This is a genomic window from Sporosarcina sp. G11-34, from assembly GCF_026931025.1.
This window is the reverse complement of the sequence record NZ_JAHNZW010000001.1, coordinates 122,171-146,528: the sequence shown is the minus strand read 5'-3', so window position 1 is coordinate 146,528 and position 24,358 is coordinate 122,171. Positions and strand designations below refer to the sequence as shown.

General features: G+C 41.0%; 24 protein-coding genes. 21 read left to right on the top strand and 3 right to left on the bottom strand.

Annotated elements, in window-relative coordinates:
• The first annotated feature begins 170 nt into the window (after positions 1 to 170).
• From KSU66_RS00655 to KSU66_RS00605, 11 genes are all read left to right on the top strand, one after another.
• Entirely contained in the window at positions 171 to 968 is a 798-nt protein-coding gene (locus tag KSU66_RS00655; RefSeq protein WP_269049478.1) for a TIGR00282 family metallophosphoesterase, read from the top strand.
• An 86-nt stretch (positions 969 to 1,054) separates the two neighbouring features.
• A complete protein-coding gene (locus KSU66_RS00650) occupies positions 1,055 to 1,345 on the top strand; it encodes a stage V sporulation protein S (protein ID WP_269049477.1) in 291 nt (96 codons plus the stop codon).
• A 260-nt stretch (positions 1,346 to 1,605) separates the two neighbouring features.
• Positions 1,606 to 3,156, top strand: a complete 1,551-nt coding sequence (gene miaB / locus KSU66_RS00645) for a tRNA (N6-isopentenyl adenosine(37)-C2)-methylthiotransferase MiaB (RefSeq protein ID WP_269049476.1) — start codon at positions 1,606 to 1,608, stop codon at positions 3,154 to 3,156.
• The gene (locus tag KSU66_RS00640) at positions 3,156 to 3,587 is read left to right on the top strand and encodes a RicAFT regulatory complex protein RicA family protein (protein WP_269049475.1); all 432 of its coding nucleotides are present in this window, start codon (positions 3,156 to 3,158) and stop codon (positions 3,585 to 3,587) included. Before miaB ends, KSU66_RS00640 begins: the two co-directional genes overlap by 1 nt.
• 98 nt (positions 3,588 to 3,685) lie before the next feature.
• Complete coding sequence (gene cotE, locus KSU66_RS00635; protein WP_269049751.1) at positions 3,686 to 4,261, top strand: outer spore coat protein CotE; 576 nt, start codon at positions 3,686 to 3,688, stop codon at positions 4,259 to 4,261.
• A 218-nt stretch (positions 4,262 to 4,479) separates the two neighbouring features.
• The gene (gene mutS, locus KSU66_RS00630; RefSeq protein WP_269049474.1) at positions 4,480 to 7,038 is read left to right on the top strand and encodes a DNA mismatch repair protein MutS; all 2,559 of its coding nucleotides are present in this window, start codon (positions 4,480 to 4,482) and stop codon (positions 7,036 to 7,038) included.
• A gap of 5 nt (positions 7,039 to 7,043) precedes the next feature.
• Positions 7,044 to 8,843 carry a DNA mismatch repair endonuclease MutL gene (mutL, locus tag KSU66_RS00625; protein ID WP_269049473.1) on the top strand — a complete coding sequence of 600 codons (1,800 nt, stop codon included), beginning with the start codon at positions 7,044 to 7,046 and terminating at the stop codon, positions 8,841 to 8,843.
• An 86-nt stretch (positions 8,844 to 8,929) separates the two neighbouring features.
• Entirely contained in the window at positions 8,930 to 9,844 is a 915-nt protein-coding gene (locus KSU66_RS00620) for an alpha/beta fold hydrolase (protein WP_269049472.1), read from the top strand.
• On the top strand, positions 9,841 to 10,785 hold the full coding sequence (miaA, locus tag KSU66_RS00615) for a tRNA (adenosine(37)-N6)-dimethylallyltransferase MiaA (protein ID WP_269049471.1): 945 nt from the start codon (positions 9,841 to 9,843) through the stop codon (positions 10,783 to 10,785). Before KSU66_RS00620 ends, miaA begins: the two co-directional genes overlap by 4 nt.
• A 47-nt stretch (positions 10,786 to 10,832) precedes the next feature.
• A complete protein-coding gene (gene hfq / locus KSU66_RS00610; protein WP_269049470.1) occupies positions 10,833 to 11,057 on the top strand; it encodes an RNA chaperone Hfq in 225 nt (74 codons plus the stop codon).
• A gap of 320 nt (positions 11,058 to 11,377) precedes the next feature.
• On the top strand, positions 11,378 to 12,643 hold the full coding sequence (locus tag KSU66_RS00605; protein ID WP_269049469.1) for a methionine gamma-lyase family protein: 1,266 nt from the start codon (positions 11,378 to 11,380) through the stop codon (positions 12,641 to 12,643).
• Between the two features lie 54 nt (positions 12,644 to 12,697).
• On the opposite strand, the gene lexA is transcribed toward KSU66_RS00605, so the two are convergent.
• Positions 12,698 to 13,318 (bottom strand): transcriptional repressor LexA, encoded by a 621-nt coding sequence (gene lexA, locus KSU66_RS00600; RefSeq protein ID WP_269049468.1) that lies wholly within the window; start codon positions 13,316 to 13,318, stop codon positions 12,698 to 12,700.
• Positions 13,319 to 13,519: 201 nt separating this feature from the next.
• Between lexA and yneA the strand changes: the two genes are divergently transcribed.
• The 6 genes from yneA (at position 13,520) to KSU66_RS00570 (ending at position 18,163) form a co-directional block, all read left to right on the top strand.
• Positions 13,520 to 13,834 (top strand): cell division suppressor protein YneA, encoded by a 315-nt coding sequence (gene yneA, locus KSU66_RS00595; protein ID WP_269049467.1) that lies wholly within the window; start codon positions 13,520 to 13,522, stop codon positions 13,832 to 13,834.
• Complete coding sequence (locus KSU66_RS00590; RefSeq protein WP_269049466.1) at positions 13,831 to 14,493, top strand: YneB family resolvase-like protein; 663 nt, start codon at positions 13,831 to 13,833, stop codon at positions 14,491 to 14,493. Before yneA ends, KSU66_RS00590 begins: the two co-directional genes overlap by 4 nt.
• A gap of 304 nt (positions 14,494 to 14,797) precedes the next feature.
• The gene (locus KSU66_RS00585) at positions 14,798 to 15,031 is read left to right on the top strand and encodes a DUF896 domain-containing protein (protein WP_269049465.1); all 234 of its coding nucleotides are present in this window, start codon (positions 14,798 to 14,800) and stop codon (positions 15,029 to 15,031) included.
• A 110-nt stretch (positions 15,032 to 15,141) separates the two neighbouring features.
• Positions 15,142 to 17,145, top strand: coding sequence for a transketolase (tkt, locus tag KSU66_RS00580; protein ID WP_269049464.1), 2,004 nt, complete (start codon positions 15,142 to 15,144; stop codon positions 17,143 to 17,145).
• Between the two features lie 232 nt (positions 17,146 to 17,377).
• Positions 17,378 to 17,827, top strand: a complete 450-nt coding sequence (gene sirA / locus KSU66_RS00575; RefSeq protein ID WP_269049463.1) for a sporulation inhibitor of replication protein SirA — start codon at positions 17,378 to 17,380, stop codon at positions 17,825 to 17,827.
• An 84-nt stretch (positions 17,828 to 17,911) separates the two neighbouring features.
• Complete coding sequence (locus KSU66_RS00570) at positions 17,912 to 18,163, top strand: YneF family protein (RefSeq protein ID WP_443028917.1); 252 nt, start codon at positions 17,912 to 17,914, stop codon at positions 18,161 to 18,163.
• 417 nt (positions 18,164 to 18,580) lie between these two features.
• On the opposite strand, the gene KSU66_RS00565 is transcribed toward KSU66_RS00570, so the two are convergent.
• Together KSU66_RS00565 and KSU66_RS00560 are read right to left on the bottom strand one after the other, a co-directional pair.
• The gene (locus KSU66_RS00565) at positions 18,581 to 19,516 is read right to left on the bottom strand and encodes an alpha/beta hydrolase (RefSeq protein ID WP_269049462.1); all 936 of its coding nucleotides are present in this window, start codon (positions 19,514 to 19,516) and stop codon (positions 18,581 to 18,583) included.
• Positions 19,517 to 19,532: 16 nt separating this feature from the next.
• Complete coding sequence (locus tag KSU66_RS00560; RefSeq protein ID WP_269049461.1) at positions 19,533 to 20,435, bottom strand: hydroxymethylglutaryl-CoA lyase; 903 nt, start codon at positions 20,433 to 20,435, stop codon at positions 19,533 to 19,535.
• Positions 20,436 to 20,533: 98 nt separating this feature from the next.
• Between KSU66_RS00560 and KSU66_RS00555 the strand changes: the two genes are divergently transcribed.
• From KSU66_RS00555 to KSU66_RS00540, 4 genes are all read left to right on the top strand, one after another.
• Entirely contained in the window at positions 20,534 to 21,718 is a 1,185-nt protein-coding gene (locus KSU66_RS00555; protein ID WP_269049460.1) for an acetyl-CoA C-acetyltransferase, read from the top strand.
• 20 nt (positions 21,719 to 21,738) lie between these two features.
• The gene (locus KSU66_RS00550) at positions 21,739 to 21,993 is read left to right on the top strand and encodes a YqkE family protein (RefSeq protein ID WP_269049459.1); all 255 of its coding nucleotides are present in this window, start codon (positions 21,739 to 21,741) and stop codon (positions 21,991 to 21,993) included.
• A 122-nt stretch (positions 21,994 to 22,115) separates the two neighbouring features.
• On the top strand, positions 22,116 to 23,105 hold the full coding sequence (locus KSU66_RS00545; RefSeq protein ID WP_269049458.1) for a M23 family metallopeptidase: 990 nt from the start codon (positions 22,116 to 22,118) through the stop codon (positions 23,103 to 23,105).
• Between the two features lie 261 nt (positions 23,106 to 23,366).
• Positions 23,367 to 24,356: an ABC transporter ATP-binding protein gene (locus tag KSU66_RS00540; protein WP_269049457.1), complete on the top strand. Its 990-nt coding sequence runs from the start codon at positions 23,367 to 23,369 to the stop codon at positions 24,354 to 24,356.
• The last annotated feature ends 2 nt before the right edge of the window (positions 24,357 to 24,358 follow it).

Sequence of the window (24,358 nt, the reverse complement as noted above, 5' to 3'; positions counted from 1 at the left end):
GCCTCCTCAGTCGCTTCGCTCCCTGCGGGGTCTCACCTAGGAGAGAGTGAACTACCTCTCTCCCTGCTAATCCCACAGGAGTCGCCGCTCTCCACTCCAATCAACTGAATGTCACATTCTTTTGTTCAACCTATATAGCATTGAGTTTACAACAGAAAGAGGTCTTTTTTATGAAAATAGTATTTATTGGAGATATCGTTGGTTCACCGGGGCGAGAGATGGTATCTCGTTACTTACCACGTCTAAAACGAAAATATTCACCTGATGTTGTGATCGCGAATGGAGAGAATGCAGCCGCGGGGAGAGGGATTACTAAGGCGATATTTGACGACCTGCTACGTGCAGGAATTGATGTAATGACAATGGGAAACCATACATGGGATCAAAAAGAAATCTATGATTTTATTGATGACACCGATTATTTAATTCGCCCAGCTAACTTTTCAGATGAAGCACCAGGTCGTGGAATGACAACCATTTCCAAAAATGGCGTCACATTATCTGTAATTAATTTACACGGGAGAACATTTTTGCCTCCACACGGTGATCCGTTCGCAAAAGCAGATGAACTAATTGAAGAAGCTCGCGAAATATCGCCACTCGTCTTTGTCGATTTTCACGCAGAAGCAACAAGTGAAAAATTAGCTATGGGCTGGCATCTAGATGGGAAGGCATCTGTGGTTGTTGGGACGCACACGCACGTCCAGACGGCCGATGAACGGATACTGCCTAGAGGAACTGCTTATTTAACAGACGCGGGCATGACGGGGCCTTACGACGAAATATTGGGCATGAAAAAAGAAGATGTTATTTATCGTTTTCAAACAAATATGCCTGTCCGCTTTGAAGTACCGAAGAATGGCCGCACACAGCTAGGCGGTTTGTATATTGAACTTGATGACGAAACTGGAAAAGCGCTTCACGTTGAACGAATATTGATTAATGATGATAATCCATTCGAAGGCTGACGTGAGTCTAAACGAATCCTCTAGTTCATAGGATGGGCTATGGACGTATCCGTTCCATAGACATCGAAAAACAAGGAGGAATAATGGTGAATCCATTGAAGGTCTCATCTCGCTCGAATCCAAATTCTGTCGCAGGCGCACTCGTCGCAGTTATTAGAGAGCAAGGATACGCAGAAATGCAAGCGGTAGGGGCAGGAGCATTAAACCAAGCGGTTAAGGCGATAGCGATCGCACGGGGGTTTGTCGCACCAAGTGGGGCAGATCTCACATGTGCACCTGCTTTCACCGATATCACCATTAATGGTGAGGGACGGACGGCATTGAAATTGCTCGTCGAAAAACGAATGCGTAGCGCTGCTGGAATCGAAATTAAATAAGTAGGAAAACTATGGGGCCATCCCTGTAGTTTTTTCTTTTTGAAGAATATGTTACTTACGATATTTACGCCTTTGCTAGGTGGGAAGGCTATGCGCGCAGAGATGCAAATAAGCCTGATTTATGATGTTGCAAGAGTGTGACAAATAACCAACAAAACGATAATTATATGCCTCTTCTTGTACAGCGACCTACTAGTTCAGTATAATGGAACAATGTATGACATAGTTCCCGAAAGACGGTAGGAGGGGGTTCCTAATTTATGAGTGAAGAACAGCGTGTAAACGGTGGTCGCATAAAGCCGGATTTAGAGAATAATGTAGGCGAAACAGAAAAAGATTATAGCCAATACTTCGAAACGGTCTATACAGAACCATCCTTGAAAAAGGCAAGAAAACGTGGAGGAGAAGAAATCGCATACTTCGATGACTTCGAAATCGACGAACGATTCCAGGGGATGGGTGTAGGTAGGAAGTTTTTTATTAAAACTTATGGTTGTCAAATGAATGAGCATGATACTGAGGTAATAGCCGGCATTTTTACAGTGCTCGGGTACGAAGTTGCTGACACAGTTGAGGATGCGAATATCATTTTGCTAAACACATGTGCAATTCGTGAAAACGCGGAAAACAAGGTGTTTGGTGAGCTTGGTCATTTAAAACCACTAAAACAGCGTAATCCCGATGTATTAATCGGCGTGTGCGGTTGTATGTCGCAAGAAGAATCTGTCGTCAATAAAATATTGAAAACATATGATCAAGTCGATATGATTTTTGGGACACATAATATTCATAGATTGCCCAATATTATTCATGAGGCTTATATGTCGAAAGAGATGGTTATCGAGGTATGGTCCAAAGAAGGTGACATTATTGAAAACCTTCCGAAAGTTCGACACGGGGATATTAAAGCGTGGGTGAACATTATGTACGGTTGCGATAAGTTTTGTACATATTGCATCGTGCCATATACGCGGGGGAAAGAAAGAAGTCGAAGACCCGAGGATATCATTCTCGAAATCAGACAGCTGGCGGCTCAAGGCTATAAGGAAATAACGTTGCTAGGACAAAACGTTAATGCCTATGGTAAGGATTTTGAAGATCTTGACTACCGATTTGGTGATTTAATGGACGATTTGCGTAAAATCGATATTCCAAGAGTGCGTTTCACAACTAGTCATCCACGAGATTTCGATGATCATTTAATTGAAGTGCTGGCCAAAGGCGGTAATCTTGTTGAACATATCCATCTTCCTGTACAATCGGGTTCAACGTCTATGCTGAAGATTATGGGCAGAATTTATTCGAGAGAAGAGTTTCTCGAACTTGTTCGTAAAATAAAAGTTGCGATACCAGATGTTTCATTGACGACGGACATTATCGTTGGATTCCCGAATGAAACAGATGAGCAATTTGAAGAGACGATAACCTTATATGAAGAAGTTGGTTTTGAAACTGCATTTACTTATATTTATTCGCCACGTGACGGAACACCCGCTGAAAAGATGGCAGATAATATACCGATGGATGTAAAGAAAGCACGACTTCAAAGATTGAACAAGCTTGTTAATGAATACTCCGCAAAAGCGTTGAAGCGATTTGAGGGACAAATCGTAGAAGTGCTAGTTGAGGGTGAAAGTAAGCGAAATGAGGAAGTCCTCTCTGGATATACAAGACAAAGTAAGCTTGTTAATTTCCGAGGTCCCAAATCAATAACAGGTCAACTCGTGTATGTAAAAATAAAAGAAGCCAAAACATGGTCACTCGACGGCGAATTTATCGGCGTTGTAGAAAAGAAAGAGGTAATGATTTAATGGATAAGAAGTATACAAAAGACGAAATTATTGCGAAGTCGAAGGAAATTGCACTTATGATTGCAAACACTGAAGAGGTTGATTTCTTCAAGCGTGCAGAAGCACAAATTAACGAAAACCAAAAAATTCGAGAAAATATTGCGAGTTTGAAATCACTTCAAAAGCAAGCGGTCAATTTCCAACAATACGGCAAGGAAAAAGCACTTTCTATCATTGAAGGTAAAATCGATAAAATTCAAGCTGATATTGACTCGGTTCCAATTGTTCAAGAGTTCAAGCAGTCGCAAGGTGAAGTAAATGATCTCTTGCAATTAGTCTCAACAACAATCGCAAACGGTGTTACAAATGATATCATTACTTCGACTGATGGAGATTTACTCCGCGGCGAAACAGGTTCATACGTAAAAAACACAACTTATACTAAGCATTAATAAAAGATAGATCGGCGGGATTAATTTCCTGCCGATTTTTTCACCCTCTGGGCTTCATGTGCATAAGATGAATTGAAGCGAACGGAGGAGGAAGAAAACTGAAGGACTTAAGACAAATTGTAACGAAGGCGATTGTTGCTAAGGGTAAAAAACGGACAGATACAAAAGAAACATTGTGCCCGCCGAACAAACCGACTAGTATACTAGGCTGTTGGGTGATTAATCACACGCATCAAGCAAAAAAGGTTGGTAAATATGTTGAAGTGTCTGGTAAGTTTGATATAAACGTTTGGTACTCTCATAATAATCATTCAAAAACGTCGGTGTTTACAGAAACTGTTTCTTATAAAGACCGAATAAGATTACACTATCGGGATGAACCAACGTCAAGGCATGAGGAAATTATCGTCAACGTCATACAGCATCCAAATTGTACGGAAGCAATTATTTCAAAGTGCGGCGACAACTTTATTGTTTGCGTAGAGCGTGAATTAGTTGCGGAAGTTGTGGGTGAAACAAAAATATGTGTTGTTGTCCATCCTCATACATTTGAGGAGGAGTGGCCAATCAATGATGAGTCGTCGAGTCACCACCACGGTCATAAGAAGGACCATTGCGATGAGAAAGACGATTCTCATGGTCATAAAAAAGGTAAAGATTCCTCATCATATTAAACAGCCGGAAAATTCCTCCGGCTTTTTTTAGTTTTCTGGAATGGTATTTAGTGCCTGGTTTGACTCCACTAATGAACATATATATAACAATCTTCCCGAACACTTAACTTGAATGGACGACCCTAATTCGAATGGATTATCCAGCAAAATGACAGATGGTATATGAAAAAGTGTTATAATGAATACAAAACATAAATTTATTGTGAGGGTACATACATATGAAAGAATATACACCGGTAATTCAACAATACTTAAGATTAAAAGCAGAACAAGAAGACGCCTTTCTATTCTTTAGACTTGGCGATTTTTATGAATTATTTTTTAAAGATGCAGTAGCAGCCTCTCAAATCTTGGAAATTACTTTAACAAGCCGCGATGCGAGCAAAGGCGACCGAATCCCGATGTGCGGCGTGCCTTATCACTCGGCTGAAGGTTATATAGAAACGCTGGTACGAAAAGGCCATAAAGTGGCGATTTGTGAACAGACGGAAAGTGCAAGTGAAGCAAAAGGGCTTGTTCGACGTGAAATCGTTCGGGTTGTGACGCCTGGTACGATGACTGAAGGAAAAAGCTTCGATACTAATACCAATCATTTTATCGGCTCGGCTGATATTATCGACGATAAAAACTATGCGCTTGCCTATCTAGACTTATCCACAGGTGAAGGAAAGGTTCAATATGTTGAAGGAGATGAACGTACGTTAATCTCTGAAATCGAAGCACTGGGTATGAAAGAAGTAGTTGTCGGGGAAGGGCTTCACATCGCTCTTAGCGATAGTATGGCAAAACGCAATATTACACTATCCATTGAACACAGTGAAGAAGCGCTGCCATTGCCCGTAAATGTTCCGGAAGAAGTGGTGGAGGCATGTAACAGACTCATTTCGTATGTTAAACGAACGCAAAAGAGATCACTTGATCACCTGCGTCCGTTTGAATTTCTTCGAAAGCAATCCAAACTATCAATCGATGCAAACTCGATGCGAAACCTAGAACTAGTTCAATCAATTCGTAACGGAACAAAGGAAGGAACGCTTTACTGGTTACTTGATGAAACTGTTACAGCAATGGGTGCACGTAAACTGAAAATGTGGATCCACCAACCGCTTGCGGAACAAGTGGCCATTGAAAATCGACTTGATGCGGTAACTGAACTTCTTGAAGAATATTTCTTAAGCGACGAACTAAAGACAAACTTACGTGAAGTCTATGACTTGGAACGACTTGCTGGTCGGATTTCAATGGGCTCGGCAAGTGGACGAGATCTCGCTCAGCTAAGAAATTCACTCCGACAAGTGCCGCAAATAAAAACGGCTCTTGCTAATTCGGGAAAACCGTTACTTGAACAATTTGCGAATCGTATTAATGTATGTGAAGAGACTCGTACGCTTCTTGACGCAGCAATCGCAGAGAATCCACCGATTACACTAAAAGAAGGCGGCGTCATCAAAGATGGATTTGACGTGAAATTAGATCAGTACCGAGATGCAACAAGAAATGGTAAGGATTGGTTAGCTCAACTGGAATTAGATGAACGTGAAAGAACTGGCATAAGAACGTTGAAAATAGGGTATAACCGGGTATTCGGTTATTTTATAGAAATCACAAAGTCTAATATACATCTGGCAGATCTCGAACGATATGAACGGAAACAAACACTTGCGAATGCGGAACGTTATATAACGCCAGAACTAAAAGAAAAAGAAGATTTAATTTTAAACGCTGATGCTGAAGGACTTGAACTTGAATACCTGTTATTCGGGACAATCCGTGATGAGATGAAAAAACATATAACAGAAATCCAGGAGCTTGCATCCGTACTCAGCGAACTTGATGTTCTTTTATCATTTGCTAATGTTGCAGAAAAATGGAATTATGTAAAACCTACATTTCATAAAGGTAAAGCGCTCGAAGTGAAAAATGGGCGGCACCCCGTCGTTGAGAAAATGATGGACCAAGCTCTTTACGTTCCGAACAATTGTCTGTTGACGGAAGACGCGAATATGCTGCTTATTACTGGACCGAATATGTCCGGTAAAAGTACGTACATGCGACAAGTTGCATTAACCGTCGTGATGGCCCAAATTGGTTGTTATGTGCCGTGTGATAGCGCAGCTCTACCAGTAACCGATCAAATATTTACAAGAATAGGTGCAGCAGATGATCTTGCATCCGGTCAAAGTACATTCATGATGGAAATGATGGAATCCCAACAAGCGATTGCGAACGCAACTGAAAATAGCCTATTGTTATTCGACGAAATTGGAAGAGGGACGTCTACTTATGACGGCATGTCCCTAGCGCAAGCCATGATGGAATACATTCATGATGAGATTGGCGCGAATACATTGTTTTCAACGCATTACCATGAACTAACAACACTGGATCAGGAACTTGCAAGACTTGAAAACGTTCATGTTGCAGCGATGGAACAGGACGGAAAGGTTGTCTTCCTTCACAAAGTGATGAAGGGAGCCGCAGACAAGAGTTACGGGATTTATGTTGCGGATCTTGCAGGGCTTCCTGCTCCACTTCTTGACCGCGCAAAAGAATTACTCGAGCGCTTTGAAAGCGAGAAAAAACTTGTGACATTGACAACTGAACCAGAGCAACTCGCCTTCTTTAACTTACCTAACGAAGGGCAAGTCAATATTTCAGATGAAGAAAAAGAAGTACTCTCCGATTTGCATGAGAAAGATGTGCTTAATATGACGCCGCTCGATGCTATGAATTACATTTTTGAACTGAAAGAAAAGCTCCGCTCTGAGAAAGGGTGACCAACTTGGATATTATTAAAGTGATGGACGATACATTGTCTAATAAAATAGCGGCAGGTGAAGTTGTTGAACGGCCTGCTTCGATTGTGAAGGAACTCGTTGAAAACTCGATTGATGCAGAGAGTACGGTGATTGAAATCGCACTTGAGGAAGCTGGCCTTATGCTGATTCGTGTCACAGACAATGGAAAAGGAATGTCGCAACACGATGCGGTTCGGGCATTTGAACGTCACGCAACGAGTAAGATTTCCAATGAGCATGATTTATTTCGTATTCGTACACTCGGTTTTCGCGGAGAAGCACTTGCGAGTATCGCTTCCGTGGCCAAAATTAAACTTTGGACATCGGACGGTGAAAGTACGGGAACAGAGGTCTTTATTGACGGTGGACAACTTGTGAAACATGAAGATGCCGCATTTCGAAAAGGAACAGATATCACCGTTTCTCAACTCTTTTTTAATACACCGGCTCGGTTAAAATATATGAAGACCATTCAAACAGAACTTGGGCACACAATAGGTCTTGTCAATCGACTAGCGCTCAGTCATCCGAAGATTGCATTCAAACTCACCCATTATAATCAAACCCTATTACAAACATCAGGAACGGGTGACCAACTTCGCGTGTTAGCGGATATATACGGCATGACTACAGCGCGAAAAATGGTTCCATTTCAAGGAGCGAATGCGGATTATGCAGTTCATGGGTTTGTTACGTTACCTGAAATGACACGCGCATCCAGAAATTATATGACGATTATTGTGAACGGCAGATGGATTCAGAGCTATGCGATTAATAGAGCAGTACTGGATGCATTCCATACATTCTTACCAATTGGTAGATTTCCTATCGCTGTTATTAATGTTGAAGGGGATCCATTCTTAACGGATGTAAACGTACACCCCTCAAAACAACAAATTCGGATGAGTAAAGAAGGAGAACTTCTAAATCTCATTAAGGAATCGATACAAAGCACGATACGAAAAAATGTAATTGTTCCCGGGGCCACGGTAAAGAGCCCTGTTAAACCTGAAAAGTCAGAACAGGTGAGTCTCTGGAAAAGTACGCGTCCGGAACAACCGCCTAGTAGGCGCGTAGAGGCGCCTCCGGAACCTGCCATGCCGTTGTATGAAAAACGAGCAGAACGGGTTGAGGATGACCAGTGGACGCTTAAAGAGCCCTTCTCGACCGAGGAGGAACCAGAAAGCACGCCGGCACCTACATTTCCAACGTTATTTCCAGTAGGACAAGTTCACGGAACCTATATTGTCGCGCAAAATGAAGATGGTTTTTTCATGATTGATCAACACGCTGCGCAAGAACGTATTAAATATGAATTTTTTAGAGATAAATTAAAAGAAACTAAAAACGAGGAACGGCAACTTCTTTTGATCCCCCATACGTTTCATTACTCTGCTGATGAAAAGGCCAGGATTGAAGAAAGTATGAACCTTCTTGAAGAAGTAGGGATTTATTTAGAAGAGTTTGGACCGACTTCCTACATTGTACGGGAATTTCCGACTTGGTTCCCGGAAGGTGAGGAAACGGAAGTGATTGAAAATCTTATAGAACAGGTACTGGAATCGAAGAAAATTGATATTGGGAAACTTCGTGAAGAAGCGGCAATTATGATGAGCTGTAAACGTTCTATAAAGGCTAATCATCATCTGACTATGTCGGACATGGAGAGATTGCTAAATGATTTATCCGAAATGGAGAATCCATTTACATGTCCACACGGCAGGCCAGTCCTCATTCACTTTACGTCATATGAAATTGAGAAAATGTTTAAAAGGGTCATGTAAATACATTTTAGACTACGATTATATGTAATCGGGTAGTCTGAGGTTTACTTAGACAGAGAACAAGGGGAAAGTGGAGGTGTAACGTAGTGGCAGAACTATCGCTTGAAATGTCAGATGGCTTCAATTTATATGCGTTTATAAAACATCCCGAAGGTAAACCTGTCGGGCATATTCATTTACTTCACGGTATGGCGGAGCATATAGGACGCTATGATTCAACAATACAATTCTTCATAGAAAAAGGGTATGTCGTTTCGGGACATGATCACCGAGGACATGGAAAAACGGTGCAATTGAATGGCTTGAAAGGACATTTAGCTGATTCGAATGGATTTGATCGAGTCGTTGAAGATGCCTATGAAGTCATTACTCATATGAAAACATACGATTCTACGTTAAATCACATTCTTTTGGGGCATAGTTTTGGTTCGTTTATAGCTAGGCGCTTTATCCAATTGCATGGCGATGTTGTTGACCTTGTTGCGTTATCGGGTACAGGAGCCGACCCTGGAATTGCCCGTTATGCTGGCCAAGCAGTTGCATACGCAATGGGTAAGAAAGATGGATTCAATCAGCCTAATGAAACCCTCGATTCGCTTGTATTTGGTTCATTCAATAAAAAGGTTGATCGTCCTGTAACGAAGTTTGATTGGCTTTCGAAAAGTAGTGAGCTTGTCTCAACATATGTGAAAGATGAAAACTGTGGGTTTATCCCAACGACTCAATTTTACTTAGACTTATTTAGCGGTCTTAGCTTAATTCATAACAAAAACGAAGTTGCCAAAATCCGGAAAACATTGCCTATGCTACTTTTTTCAGGAACTGATGATCCGGTTGGGAATTACGGAAAAGGGGTATGGAAAGTAGCACGTCAATACGATGATGCAGGAATTGAAGATGTGACAGTGTTACTCCTTGAAGGTGGCCGACATGAACTGTTGAATGATCCAACACGGAACGAAACGGTTCAAGCTGTACTTAATTGGATTGAAAAACGATGACGAATAATTTAGATGTGATTGCAATCGTGGGACCAACAGCTTCAGGGAAGACTGCGCTTAGTTTAGCCCTTGCTAAATTGGTCGACGGAGAAGTGATAAATGGTGATGCGCTACAAGTGTATAAAGGACTTGATATTGGTACGGCTAAAATTACCCAAGAGGAAATGGAAGGCATACCACATCATATGTTTGATCTAAAAGAGCCAACCGAAACATTTTCGGTCGCTGAATACCAAACGGAAGTCCGGAAATGGATAAAAGAAATTCAAAGCCGTGGAAAAATGCCAATTATTGTAGGCGGGACTGGGTTATATGTCCAATCGGTTTTGTATGATTTTCGCTTTACAGAACAAGCATCCGACATCGATGTACGCAATCGACTCGAGCGAGAACTTGAAGAGAAAGGTTCAGACCATCTCTATGAGCAACTTGTTGCTAAAGATCCGATTGATGCGGAAAAAATCCATCCAAACAACCATAGACGAATCATTCGTGCGTTAGAAATTATTGAAGTGACGGGGATGACTAAAGGTGACCATGAACAGGATGTCGGAAGGGATGCACTTTTCAATCATCTTTTGATTGGTGTGGATATGGACCGGGGGCTGTTATACGAACGGATTGATAAACGGGTCGATATTATGATGGCGCAAGGATTTCTAGAAGAAGCGAAAACTTTGTGGGATCAGGGCGTTCGAAATATGCAGTCGGTGCAAGCCATTGGCTACAGAGAACTTCATCAATATATTGAAGGTAAAATATCGTTGGACAACGCTGTAGAGCTTATTAAAAAAAATACGCGTAATTATGCAAAAAGGCAATTGACGTATTTTAGAAACAAGTTATCCGTCACGTGGTTTGATGCTGGAGCAGGAACTGAAGAAATAATTGAAGAAGTTTCGAAGGAATTGAAGGATTCGGACAACTTAGGGCGAAAGTAGTTAATGGGAACATAGAAAAGTTATGACAACAGGAGGAGTTAATTGTTATGAAACAAGGAAAAATGCAAGACGTCTTTTTAAATTCATTACGCAAGAATAATATCCCGGTTACAGTATTTTTAATGAATGGTTTCCAACTGAAAGGCCTTATTAAATCGTATGATAATTACACGGTCCTTCTTGAAACCGAAGGCAAGCAGCAACTCATTTATAAACATGCTATTTCAACATATGTGCCAGCAAAATCAGTTAGCTTAGAATTCGAACAGTGAGAAAAAACCGGAACGGGCAAATGAGAAGCCATGTTCCGGTTTTATATTTACTATATTGATTTCAATAATCCAAAACATGACTCTCTAAATAGTTAAAGTAACGACCCTAACCTTACGAGGAACTCTAATAAACCGTTGATTTCCGTTGCAATCGGAAAGATACATCCCAAGCCATCGAACTTCCCCCATTTCAATATCTTTAATTATATAACTAGAAAATCGAGTAGTTTCAACTATAGGAATTATAGGAACATTGACGTAGCGCGGCAAACTGATAAAATTAGGTAATATCAATAGATAAGAAAGAGGCATCGATTACAATGAGCTCAAATGATGAACAACAAGTAGAAAATCGAACAGCGGAAATCGAACAAAAACTATCTCCTTACTTCGCAGGCATAGAAAAAATTGCTTATGCGAATCAAAAGAAAGTACTCGCAGCTTTTCAAAAAAATCGAGTGAGCGATTTTCACTTAACAGGCTCAACCGGATACGGATATGACGATGAAGGTCGGGACGTACTTGAAAGCGTTTATGCAGAGGCGTTCGGTGCTGAAGCGTGTCTAGTTCGGAACCAAATCATATCGGGAACACATGCAATATCAATTAGCTTGTTCGGGATTCTTAGACCAGGCGATGAATTGCTATACATAACAGGGAAACCTTACGATACGCTCGACGCCATCGTGACGGGTAACGGGAAAGATACGGGTTCTCTTTATGACTACGGAATTACATACAAACACATTGATTTAGATGAAGATGGTTCGGTCAATTTCGAAGAAGTGTTAAAGAACATTCATAGCAAAACAAAAATGATTGGCATTCAACGATCCAAAGGGTATTCGGATCGTCCCTCATTTACAGTCGATGAGATTGGGGAAATGGTTCGAAAAATTAAAGCGATAAATCCAGAACTAATTGTATTCGTAGACAACTGTTATGGTGAATTTGTTGAAGCGCAGGAGCCAACTGATGTTGGGGTCGATTTAATGGCAGGATCCCTAATAAAAAATCCAGGCGGGGGCCTTGTTCGAACAGGGGGTTACATCGCAGGACGCGCAGATCTCGTTGAACAATGTGCTTATCGTACAACGTCGCCGGGTATCGGAGCTGAAGCAGGCGCATCGCTTGATACACTCCGTGAAATGTACCAAGGTTTCTTTCTTGCACCGCATGTGGTGAGCCAGGCAGTAAAAGGCGCCCTTTTCACTGCTGCGCTACTGGATAGTTACGGCCTAGAAACGACACCACATTATTCAACGAAGAGAACCGATCTAATTCAATCAGTCTCGTTTGAAAACGCAGAGCAAATGATTGCCTTCTGTCAATCAATTCAAGAAAATTCCCCGATTGATGCGCATTTTGCTCCAGAACCATCCTATATGCCGGGCTATACAGATAAGGTGATTATGGCAGCAGGAACATTTATTCAGGGTTCTAGCATTGAGTTGACTGCAGATGGTCCAATTCGACCTCCATACACTGCCTATGTACAAGGCGGGCTCACCTATGAACATGTTAAAATAGCCGTCCTGTCCTCACTCGGTAAGCTGATTTCAAAACGTCTGATTCATACGAAATGAAAAAAGGAGTTGTACTCATCAAAAGATGAGTACAACTCCTTTTACTTTATTATTTTATTGGATATTGCGGTAGACTCCGACAACTTTACCAAGAATCGAGACACTGTCAACGATAATGGGATCTAGTAAAGAGTTTTCAGGTTGCAACCTGAAATAGTTTTTTTCTTTAAAGAAGCGTTTAACAGTTGCTTCGTCTTCATCCGTCATTGCAACGACAATATCCCCGTTTTGTGCAGTGTTTTGTTGTTTCACAACGACATAGTCGCCATTCAAAATACCTGCTTCAATCATACTGTCTCCGACAATTTCAAGCATGAAAATATTGTCTTCCGCTGTACCGAAAGTTTCTGGAAGCGGGAAGTATTCTTCAATATTCTCAATCGCTGTGATCGGAAGGCCAGCGGTCACTTTTCCAACTAGTGGAACAGTAAGAACCCCTGGTTTAAATGCTTCTAGACCCTCGGGATCTAATATCTCAATGGCACGTGGTTTTGTAGGATCTCTTCTAATATACCCTTTGCTTTCTAATCTAGCTAAATGGCCGTGAACCGTAGAACTCGATGCAAGACCGACTGCTGTACCGATTTCTCTAACGGAGGGTGGGTAACCCTTTTGACTTACTTCAGATTTGATAAAATCCATGATGGATTCCTGTCTTTTTGATATTTTTGTCATCCCATTCACCTCTTTAAAATAGTATTTTTCGTACAGAGTGAAAGATTCCACTCGAACACGAATTCCCTTATTACGAATAGTATATCAGCGGTTAGAACAAAATACAAACGTTAGTTCGAGAAAAATCTTGACAAGTATAAAATTATATTTTATGATGAGAACATAGATTCCGAACAAACATTCGATGAGGGGCGATTAATCATGAAACTTATAAAAAATAATAGTTATTTAATTTTGGTCATTGTCTTCTGCCTGATGTTCACAATTTTAAATGTTAATAAGGCAGCAAACGAAGTCGCTTACGAAAAAGTGATTGTGACTGAGGGCGATACACTTTGGGGCTACTCACTCTTATACGCAAATAATGTGCCAACCGACAAATGGATAAAAGAAGTGATAAATTTAAACAAGCTAACATCCACAACAATTGAAGTAGGAAAGGAATTGCAGATTCCACGTCGACAAGGTTTAAATGAAAACGATGTTGCAACGAATCTTGCAGGTGACAGTGAATGAAACTACAAAACAAAAAATGTGTCATTTATAGTAGAGTGAGTACAGATAAGGAAGCGCAGGAAATGTCCTTAACAAGGCAAGAGGAAGAACTAGAACAACTGGCTGAAAAACTAGGATTTTCAATTGCGGGCACATTTAGCGATCAACATAGTGGGTTCGATATTGAACGCGATGGGCTGCTCGACCTTTTAGATTTCGTTCGTGACGAGAAAATCGATGTCGTCCTCGTTCAAGATGAAACAAGAATAGGTCGGGGAAATGCACGTATGGCAGTTTTACACCTTCTTGCAAAAACGGAAACAGAAATTTATACACATAGTGATAACGGACAAATTGCTTTAAATGAGATGGACACGATGCTTTTAGAAATACTTGCTGTGGTGGAAGAATATCAACGCAAACTTCACAATGCGAAAATACGTCGCGGCATGAAGCGTGCGGTAAGGGAAGGCTATCGTCCTGAAGATAATTTGAAAAACAGAGGGAATGCGGAAGGGCGGGAAAGAATCGAGGTCCCTGTAAGTGAAATCGTCTCACTACGCAACAAAGGACTGACCTTTGAAGAAATCACAGGTATTTTGAAAGGGTTAGGACATGATGTAAGTAAGGCGACTATCCATCGCCGTTTTAAAGAATATAAAGTTCAGCAGGAAGGCTAAATCATTGCGCTTCCTGCTTTTTTTGTATACATTTTAGCTAAGTATATGTGTTGGGATTATGAAGGCTACATTTACTTCAACGGTGCAGAAGGGATAGATTGAGTGATTAATTCCCGGATATTGGGATGCCTTGCCCGAAATTTTACTTCCGTTGGAATTGTAGATGTAAGTAAATAACAAGTTTTAAATACACTTGGGAATTGTTGGATAAGGCGGAAAGTAAGCCGTTTCAACGATTTCCTTATTTATTACGCACCTTTTTCAAACATATATATTCAAAGTAAATTTAGTGGAGGAATAATTTATGTTACCTAAGGATAAAATCGACCGCATAAATGAATTATCAAGAAAGTCGAAAACTGAAGGACTTTCAATTGATGAGGCGAAAGAGCAGACCATGTTACGAAAGGAATACCTCGCCACATTCCGATCATCCATGCGTGAAACAATCGAAAATGTACAAGTTATTGACCCAGAGGGTACAGATGTAACACCAGAAAAAGTAAAAAATGCCCGTAATCGCAAGCATCTCAAATAAGGCTGAAATTTAATAATTCGTGAAAGTAATTGTATTTAGTAGCAAGGTTGTCTAAACTATAAGATGTATAGGTAGAAATTGATACGATTTAGAAAGGAAGATTAAATATAATGACTCAACAAATTGACCAATTAGCAATTAATACTATCCGAACACTTTCAATTGATGCAATCGAAAAAGCAAATTCAGGCCATCCGGGATTACCAATGGGAGCTGCACCAATGGCTTACACACTATGGACAAAACAGATGCACCACAATCCATCGAACCCACAATGGTTCAACCGAGACCGTTTTGTACTTTCGGCTGGACATGGCTCAATGCTTTTATATAGTTTACTTCACCTAGGTGGATACGACCTTCCAATGGAAGAAATTAAAAACTTTAGACAATGGGGATCGCAAACACCAGGTCACCCTGAATACCGTGATACAGCAGGAGTAGAAGCAACTACAGGTCCACTTGGCCAAGGAATTGGAATGGCTGTTGGAATGGCGATGGCTGAAAAGCACCTTGCTGCGAAATACAACAAACCAGGCTTTGATGTAATCGATCACTATACATATGCACTTTGTGGTGATGGAGATTTAATGGAAGGTGTGGCGGCGGAAGCAATTTCAATGGCAGGCCATCTCCAATTAGACAAATTGATTGTTCTTTATGATAGCAATGATATTTCACTTGATGGCGATCTAGATATGTCATTTTCTGAAAATATTAAGAAGCGCTTTGAATCTTACGGTTGGAACTACATTCGAGTTGAAGATGGTAACGACGTAGGCATGTTAAATAAAGCAATTGAAGATGCAAAAGGCAATGTTGGCGGACCTACTATGATTGAAGTTAAAACAGTTATTGGCTATGGTTCACCAAACAGATCTGGAAAATCAGACGCACACGGTGCACCGCTAGGCGAAGAAGAAATGAAGCTGACAAAAGACTATTACAAATGGACTTTCGAAGAAGATTTCCATGTTCCAGATGGTGTGTATGAGACGTTTAAAGAAGCAGCGGACACAATGGGTGTTCAAAAAGAACAAGAGTGGAACGAGCTTTTCGAAAGTTATAGTGCTGAACATGCGGAACTTGCAACTGAGCTAAAAGATGCAATTGCGCGTAACCTACCAGAGAACTTTGAAGAATCGCTTCCTACTTACGAAGAGGGCGAATCCCTTGCAACACGAGTAGCATCGGGTAATGCAATCAACGCAATTGCAGAAGTTGTACCTTCACTATTCGGAGGAAGTGCGGATCTTGCAGGATCTAACAACACAACAATTAAAGGGTCTGAAGCATTCTTACCATCCGATTACGCTGGCCGTAATATCTGGTTTGGAGTAAGAGAATTTGCAATGGGTACTGCACTAAACGGAATGGCTCTACACGGCGGCTTACATGTCTTTGGCGCAACGTTTTTCGTGTTCAGTGACTACGTTCGTCCAGCAATTAGACTTTCCGCTATTATGCAAGTTCCGGTCACATACGTGTTCACACACGACAGTGTCGCTGTAGGGGAAGATGGTCCAACACACGAACCAGTTGAGCAACTTTCTTCACTACGTGCAATGCCAGGACTTTCTGTTATTCGTCCAGCAGATGCAAACGAAGCATCTGCAGCTTGGAAAATGGCGGTATCATCTGACCGAACACCGACGGCACTTATTTTATCTCGTCAAAACTTGCCAGTTCTAGCTACTACGGCTGAACTAGCAATGGAAGGTGTTTCTAAGGGAGCATATGTTGTATCTCCGTCAACGAAAGCTACGGCAGATGCACTGATTTTAGCGTCAGGATCAGAAGTTAGCCTTGCTGTCGCAGCACAGAAAAATCTTCTAGCAGAAGGTATTGATGTATCTGTTGTTTCTATGCCTTCGTGGGATCTATTCGAAAAACAAGACGATGCTTACAAGCAAAGTGTCTTGCCAAAAGACGTGAAAAAACGTCTAGGAATCGAAATGGGTGTATCACTAGGCTGGCATAAATATGTTGGCGATGAAGGGGATATTCTTGCGATTGACACATTCGGTGCAAGTGCGCCGGGGAATATAATTTTAGAGAAATACGGCTTCACTGAAGAAAATGTTGTTGCAAAAGTAAAAGCGTTACTAAACTAATATAAAGTAAAAGCTGTTTCAAAACCGAAAGAAAATCGGTTTCTGGACAGCTTTTTTTTGATTATCGGAAATTATAGGTTTAAGGATAAAGAGTGAAGTGCCACTAATACTACTCTAACTTGTGAATAGACAGTAATGACAAAACCCGACAAAACTAGTAGTGTTCCTTTTCATGATGTGACAGACTTTTCTAAACGTAGCCTGTACACTTCTATATAAGGGGGTGGCGACTATGCGTTCGTACGGTATATATAAGGTGAAAAAAGAATACGAGCAATTTGTAATTGGCCGTGAACAACTTTTATACGAATTGTTAAAAAGAAATGATGGACAAAGTGAGGATTTAAAAGAAGTCCATTACTTATGTGACGTTCTTGAACGCCAGGCAATTGATGATGCAATTATTTCAAAACTGGGAAAAGTATTCGAGACAATTGAAAGAGAAAATGGCGAGTACAAATTAACACATCCCGTTAAAGGTTCTATTCTTATCTCAATATCGCCCTATTCATTATCCGTTTATTGTGATGGATCACGAATGTTGGACTTAGACTTATTCGTTGCGCTATCTGAAGCTGGCGACCGATTTTTCGCGGTAATGGATGGGCACGGGGAGTGGGGTTGGTTGAAACCAATCAAATTTCCGGATCGGCGCATGGAGACAGAAGCAATTTTTCGATAAAATGCTAGTATAAAGCCGCCCAGTCCTGTATAATCCTTCATGGAACCGTAAAATCGGACAACTGAAGTGAAGGAGGTATAGCGGATGATTTGGTGGATAATAGGAATCGTTGTCGCGCTATTAGCAGGTGTGGCCCTTGGATTTTTCATTGCACGTCGATATATGATGAAATACTTAGAAGAGAACCCGCCGATTAATGAAGAAATGTTGCGCATGATGATGATGCAGATGGGTCAAAAACCTTCACAAAAGCGTATTAATCAGATGATGAATCAGATGAATAAAGTTAGTGAAAAGGAAAAGAAACCTAAAAAGGTAAAAAAAGAAAAGAAATAAGTAGAAAAACACCCATTGAGTAAATCTCAACGGGTGTTTTTTGTTCTATAATATTTGTTGGGGTATTAGTCCAGTACGACAAAGAGTTAAAAAAGAATATCGTGCATCGGACCAAAGAAAGTGTGAACTAAGTCGCTATAACCACGTGCGAGAAAGAGTTTGATTAATCATTAAAATAGAAAGAACTTGGTGTTCATTTAGCCGATGATTTATTATTTAGATCTACGGGTTTAGTTGATTGTAGTGGAAGTCGGCGACTCCGGTGGGATTTAGCGTGACAGGTGAGACCCTGGACGTAGCAAAGCGAAGGAAGCGGCTCGCCTCACGCCCCACGGAAAGCGCCGACTGGAATGGAAATCAATATACTTTGTATAAAAGAAGGTGACATGCTAATTTCACATCACCCGAACAATTGACTTAAAGCCTGCTTTTACTATAAATATATTTATCCAAAAACTTTACGACTGTTTCCTCATATTCCTTTGAATTTTCATTATAAGACTTAGCATGAGCTCCTACATCAAATACCTTCAACATTTTGTCCCCTAGTTTTGCTTCGTACATTTCCAAAGTCATATAGGGAAGTATGAAATCATCCTCCAAACTGTGGATAAAAAGCATTGGTTTATCCACGTTTTTAATGACTTCTCTTGGAGAAACAAGGTTTAGCGTATAGCCATCTCGAACTTTCAAAAACAAGTTTGCTATTCGAAGGACCTTTGTACTTCGTAGAGGTGTCACCGTTCGCATGACGTGAAGAACTTGTTCCGTAAAGTCAGAAAAAGGACAATCGACAATATAAAAATCGGCTTCATCCTCATATGTCCCAGCGTAAAGGATTGTGCTTGCCGCGCCCATCGATTCTCCGTGAATACCGAGTAGCGCATTGTCCCCAATGACTTCCCGAATATAGTGAACGATTGCCTGTAAATCAGTTTTCTCATAAAAGCCGAAACTCGTTGTTTTACCACCGGAACCACCGTGCCGTCTGTGATCATATATGACGGAGTTATAGCCGAGTCGTTCAAAAAGTCGTGCATATTTAATCGAATTTATTTTATTCTCCGTAACCCCGTGACAAATAATAACCGTGCGTTCCGTATCAAGGGGCTTTAAATAGATTGCACTTAGTAAATAACCATTAGGTGAATGAATCCATAGTTCCTCTTTTCGAACAAATTCATACCATGTTTTATCGAACCGTTTAGCAACGGTTTCACGCTTTATAATGACTTCGGGATCTTTCACTTTCAAATACATTAGCCTGTTCGTTGCGACTACGCCAAAAATGGTCAGGATAGCAGTAACCAAGCTTGATAAAATCCCAACAATATATATAACGCGCTTTTTCACAGGTATTTCGCCCCCCTTAAAGCTGGCTGTTTTTAAACAATCTATACATTCCTGTTTCAATCGGTCCCGATACATGCGGAGCGATTAAGTCTACTGCTTCGCAAACTTTTTTCACGTCAATACCTGTTTCAATGCCTAATGTATCTAGCATATTCACAACATCTTCAGTCGCTACGTTGCCCGTTGCCCCTGGTGCGAATGGACAACCGCCCAAACCACCGGCAGAAGAGTCAAAACGAGAGATGCCAGCTTGAAGTGCCGCATAAATATTGGCAATCGCCATTTTACGTGTATCGTGAAAATGTGCAGTTAGTAATGTATTTGGTAATTCTTTTTTCAATAAATTAAACAGCATATAACTTTGTTTTGGATTCGCCTTGCCGATTGTATCCGCAACACTTAGTTCGTCAGCCCCCATATCGACAAACTTCTTACATAAGTCCACGACTTTTTTTGGTTCTATTTTCCCTTCGTATGGACAGTAAAATGCGGTAGAAATACACGCGCGAATAAAAATACCTTCCTCTTTTAATCGAGAAAAGACCGGCAAGAGCGCTTCAATACTTTCATCAGTTGTTCGGTTAATGTTTTTCTTGTTAAATGAATCACTCACACCAACAAATACTGCTACACTGCGTGCCCCTGCTGCAAGTGCAAGTTCCGCTCCTTTTGCGTTTGGCGCTAGCACAAATTGACGTCCCATTGGCTCGGTATTTTTAACAATAGCTTCTGCATCCGCCATTTGTGGAACCCACTTTGGAGATACGAAAGAAGTTAACTCCATCTCCTTAATTCCTGCCCGTTGGAGCGCATTAATAAACACTTGTTTATCATCTGTATGTACGTGTTTACTTTCATTTTGAAGGCCGTCACGTGGACCTACCTCGATTATCGTTACATTGTCTGCTAAAATGAACATAACATCCCTCCTAACTTTTATTATAGTGAAGGGATGCTCGTACAAGCAAATTAAATTCAAGAACTTGTTCGATGGGATAACTAAGGGGGAATTATTTTATGTCAAACGAAGTGGTTATTGTTAGTGCGGTAAGGTCAGCGATTGGATCGTTTCTAGGTTCATTGAAAGATGTACCGGCAGTCGATCTTGGGGCAATCGTTATTAAAGAGGCGTTAGAACGCGCAGGTGTTGCACCTGAGCATGTGGATGAAGTAATTATGGGGAACGTATTACAAGCTGGACTCGGTCAAAATACAGCAAGACAGGCAGCAATCAAAGCTGGATTGCCAGAAACTGTTTCTGCCATGGCTATTAACAAAGTATGTGGCTCAGGGTTGAAAGCAGTACATCTTGCGCGTCAGGCAATTGTCGCAGGGGATGCTGACATAATCGTTGCAGGCGGCATGGAAAATATGAGCCAAGCACCCTACTTGTTAAAAGAAGGTCGTGAAGGCTTTAAAATGGGCGACAAAAAAATCGTTGATAGCATGATTTCTGATGGGCTATGGTGTGCATTTAACGATTATCATATGGGCACAACAGCGGAGAACTTGTGTGACCGCTATGACATAACACGTGAAGAACAAGATGAATTTGCTGCAAATTCTCAGAAAAAAGCAGCAGCAGCAATTGAAACTGGTAAATTTAAAGAAGAAATTGTTGCAATAGAAATACCGCAAAGAAAAGGAGACCCAGTTATTTTCGATACGGACGAATACGTACGTGCTAGTTCTACTGCGGAAAAGCTGGGCAAACTACGTCCTGCATTTAAACGTGACGGCAGTGTCACTGCAGGAAACTCCTCGGGTATTAATGACGGTGCGGCGGCATTTGTGATCATGTCGAAAGAAAAAGCAGATGAGCTTGGCTTAACGCCACTTGCTACAATTGTTGCAAATGCGGGAGCCGGAGTAGACCCGGCAGTAATGGGAATCGGTCCAGTTCAAGCCGTCAAAAATGTCCTTAAACGTGCAAGTATGGACCTTGGGGAAATTGATCTAGTGGAAGCGAATGAAGCATTTGCCGCACAGTCTATTGCAGTAGATAAAGAACTTGAATTTGACAACGAAAAATTAAATGTCAACGGTGGCGCGATTGCACTTGGACATCCAATTGGAGCAAGTGGTGCACGGATCCTTGTCACACTACTTCATGAGATGAAACGCCGTGACGCTAAAACTGGACTTGCGACTCTTTGTATCGGCGGAGGCCAAGGCGTTGCAACAATCGTTAAACGTCCTTAATAGAAGGAAGGTGAATTACATTGTCAAATCGTAAAAAAAGAAATACAGTTCAACAAACTGCGAGAAAAGAGAACGCAGCACCGACTTTGTCCGATTCGTTAGACGATGATGTCCTTGCGAAACTTAAGGCAGCTAAAACTACGCTGACAAAAGTTGCAGAAGAAAATGAAGAAAAGCGTCAAAAACAACTTAAGTTAGAACGTGAAGAACGTGAAAAGAATAAAAGTTTCGAAGAGCTTTTGAACGAGCACGAAGGCTTTAATTCAAAAAGATAATAATGTTATACCGTAAGTAGATAGCCGTCTAGCCCATTCTATGGGAAGGACGGTTATTTTTTTATTCATGAAAAAATTTGAATTGGGGAAGCTAAATGAATAGGCAAAAGGAGGTTGTTTAATTGCAAGTATGGCTTCGATTGCTGTTTTCAACAATCATAATTTTAGTTCTCTCGTCTGCTTCCGCTTCCGCTGAAAAGGAACCAACCCGGGAAGAACAGTTGGAGGAAAGAATGGACTATTATGTGAAATATGCAAGTCCGACCTTACCTTGGTATTATCTCGCGGCTGTAGACCAGTTTGAACGAAATATCCAACAAGTTCGAATGGACATACCCAAAAAAGAAGGGCCAATTGCGATTCATTTTACAGAAGAGTTTTGGTCTGGTGCACTTAACCCCAATACAGAAGATCACTCATTAGTATCGCTCGCATTTTTTAATGGGAATGGTCGTGACGGCAACCTAGATGGGCATGCCAATCCGGAAGATCCCGATGATGCGCTACACACGATGGCCATGTATATCAGTTCTTATGGTTATAGTGAAAAAAGTTTTAAACGCGCACTCATGGACTTTTATGAGCGAAAAGAAACGGTAAATCAAATTATCACAATCGCTAAGATTTATGGTCATTTCAAAACTTTGAATTTGGATGAGCGGGTCTTCCCTCTACCGGTCCAAAATAACTACAGTTATCGAAGCACATGGGGCGTTAGTAGAGGGTGGGGCGGACGCCGCATACACGAAGGAACCGACTTATTTGCTTCGTATGGTGTGCCGGTTAGGGCAACAACATACGGGCAAGTTGAAATTATGGGCTGGAATGACTTTGGTGGTTGGCGCGTAGGAATCCGCGATGTTCATAATACGTACCATTATTTTGCCCATTTATCGGGATTTAATAAGGAGGTTAAAGAGGGGGACATTGTTGAACCGGGTACTGTCGTTGGGTATGTCGGGAGTTCCGGTTACGGTAAAGAGGGTACGTCTGGACGCTTTGCTCCGCATCTTCACTACGGTATGTACAAATATAACGGGCGAACGGAATGGGCTTTTGATCCGTTTCCTTATTTAAGACTTTGGGAACGTAATGATAAGTATGCCAAATAAAGTTAAAAACCACGTATTTCAAGTACGTGGTTTTTTAAATTAGCAAAACATGTCGAGTCATAAAAGCTTATGTAGAATGAAATCAAATAAAATGACGGATTATTACTAATTACGCTTCCTTCTATAATTTAAGTGTTAATATGCAATTGACAAGTCGGACTATTGGGAATACAATGTAGTCAATTGAGTTAGTTATCATTAATTAATCTAGTGAATATGAACAAGTTTTGTATTGGATAGTATATTGAATGGGGTGTATATGTGAGCAATCAGCCAGTACTAGATATCGGGAACTTGAGAACATACTTTTACTTAAACGAGAATCAAGTTGCAAAAGCGGTTGATGGTGTCTCGTTTACAGTCTATCCAGGTGAAACGGTTGCGCTTGTCGGTGAATCTGGCAGCGGAAAGAGTATCACAGCACTCTCCATCATGCAGCTCATTAATAAACCTGGACGCATTGTAAACGGAAGAATCCTAATGAAAGGACAGGAATTACTCAAGTTAAAATCAAAACAAATGTCCACTATCCGAGGAAACAAAATTGCGATGATTTTTCAGGAACCGATGACAGCATTGAATCCGGTTTATACAATAGGGAACCAAATTACAGAAATCATGCGAAAGCATAAAAAACTTAAAAAACGTGATGCGGAACTACGAGCAATTGAATTATTGAAGATTGTAGGTATTCCGCGACCAGAAGAAATTATGAAAGAATATCCACATCAACTATCGGGTGGCATGAGACAACGTGTGATGATTGCGATGGCGATATCATGCAATCCGGAACTCTTAATTGCTGACGAGCCAACAACTGCGTTAGACGTAACGATACAAGCACAAATACTCGATTTACTTGCAGAGATGCAAAAGACATTTCAAATGGCAATTTTACTAATTACACATGATCTTGGCGTCGTCTATGAATATACAGACCGCGTAATGGTTATGTACGGGGGTCAAATTGTTGAACAAGCCCCTACCAAACAACTTTTGAGACTCACAAAACACCCATACACACAAGGATTGCTAGCAAGTTTACCAAATATAGACGAAGATGTGGATCGACTCGGAACGATTAAGGGAACGGTACCACCAGCCTATAACTTTCCGAAAGGTTGCCGTTTTGCAACTCGTTGTCCATATGTAATGGATAAGTGTAAGGAGTCGAATCCTGAACTGAAAAAGATTGGACCGGATCATTTTGTTCGTTGCTTCCTGTACGAGGAGGGGTGGAACTATAAATGACA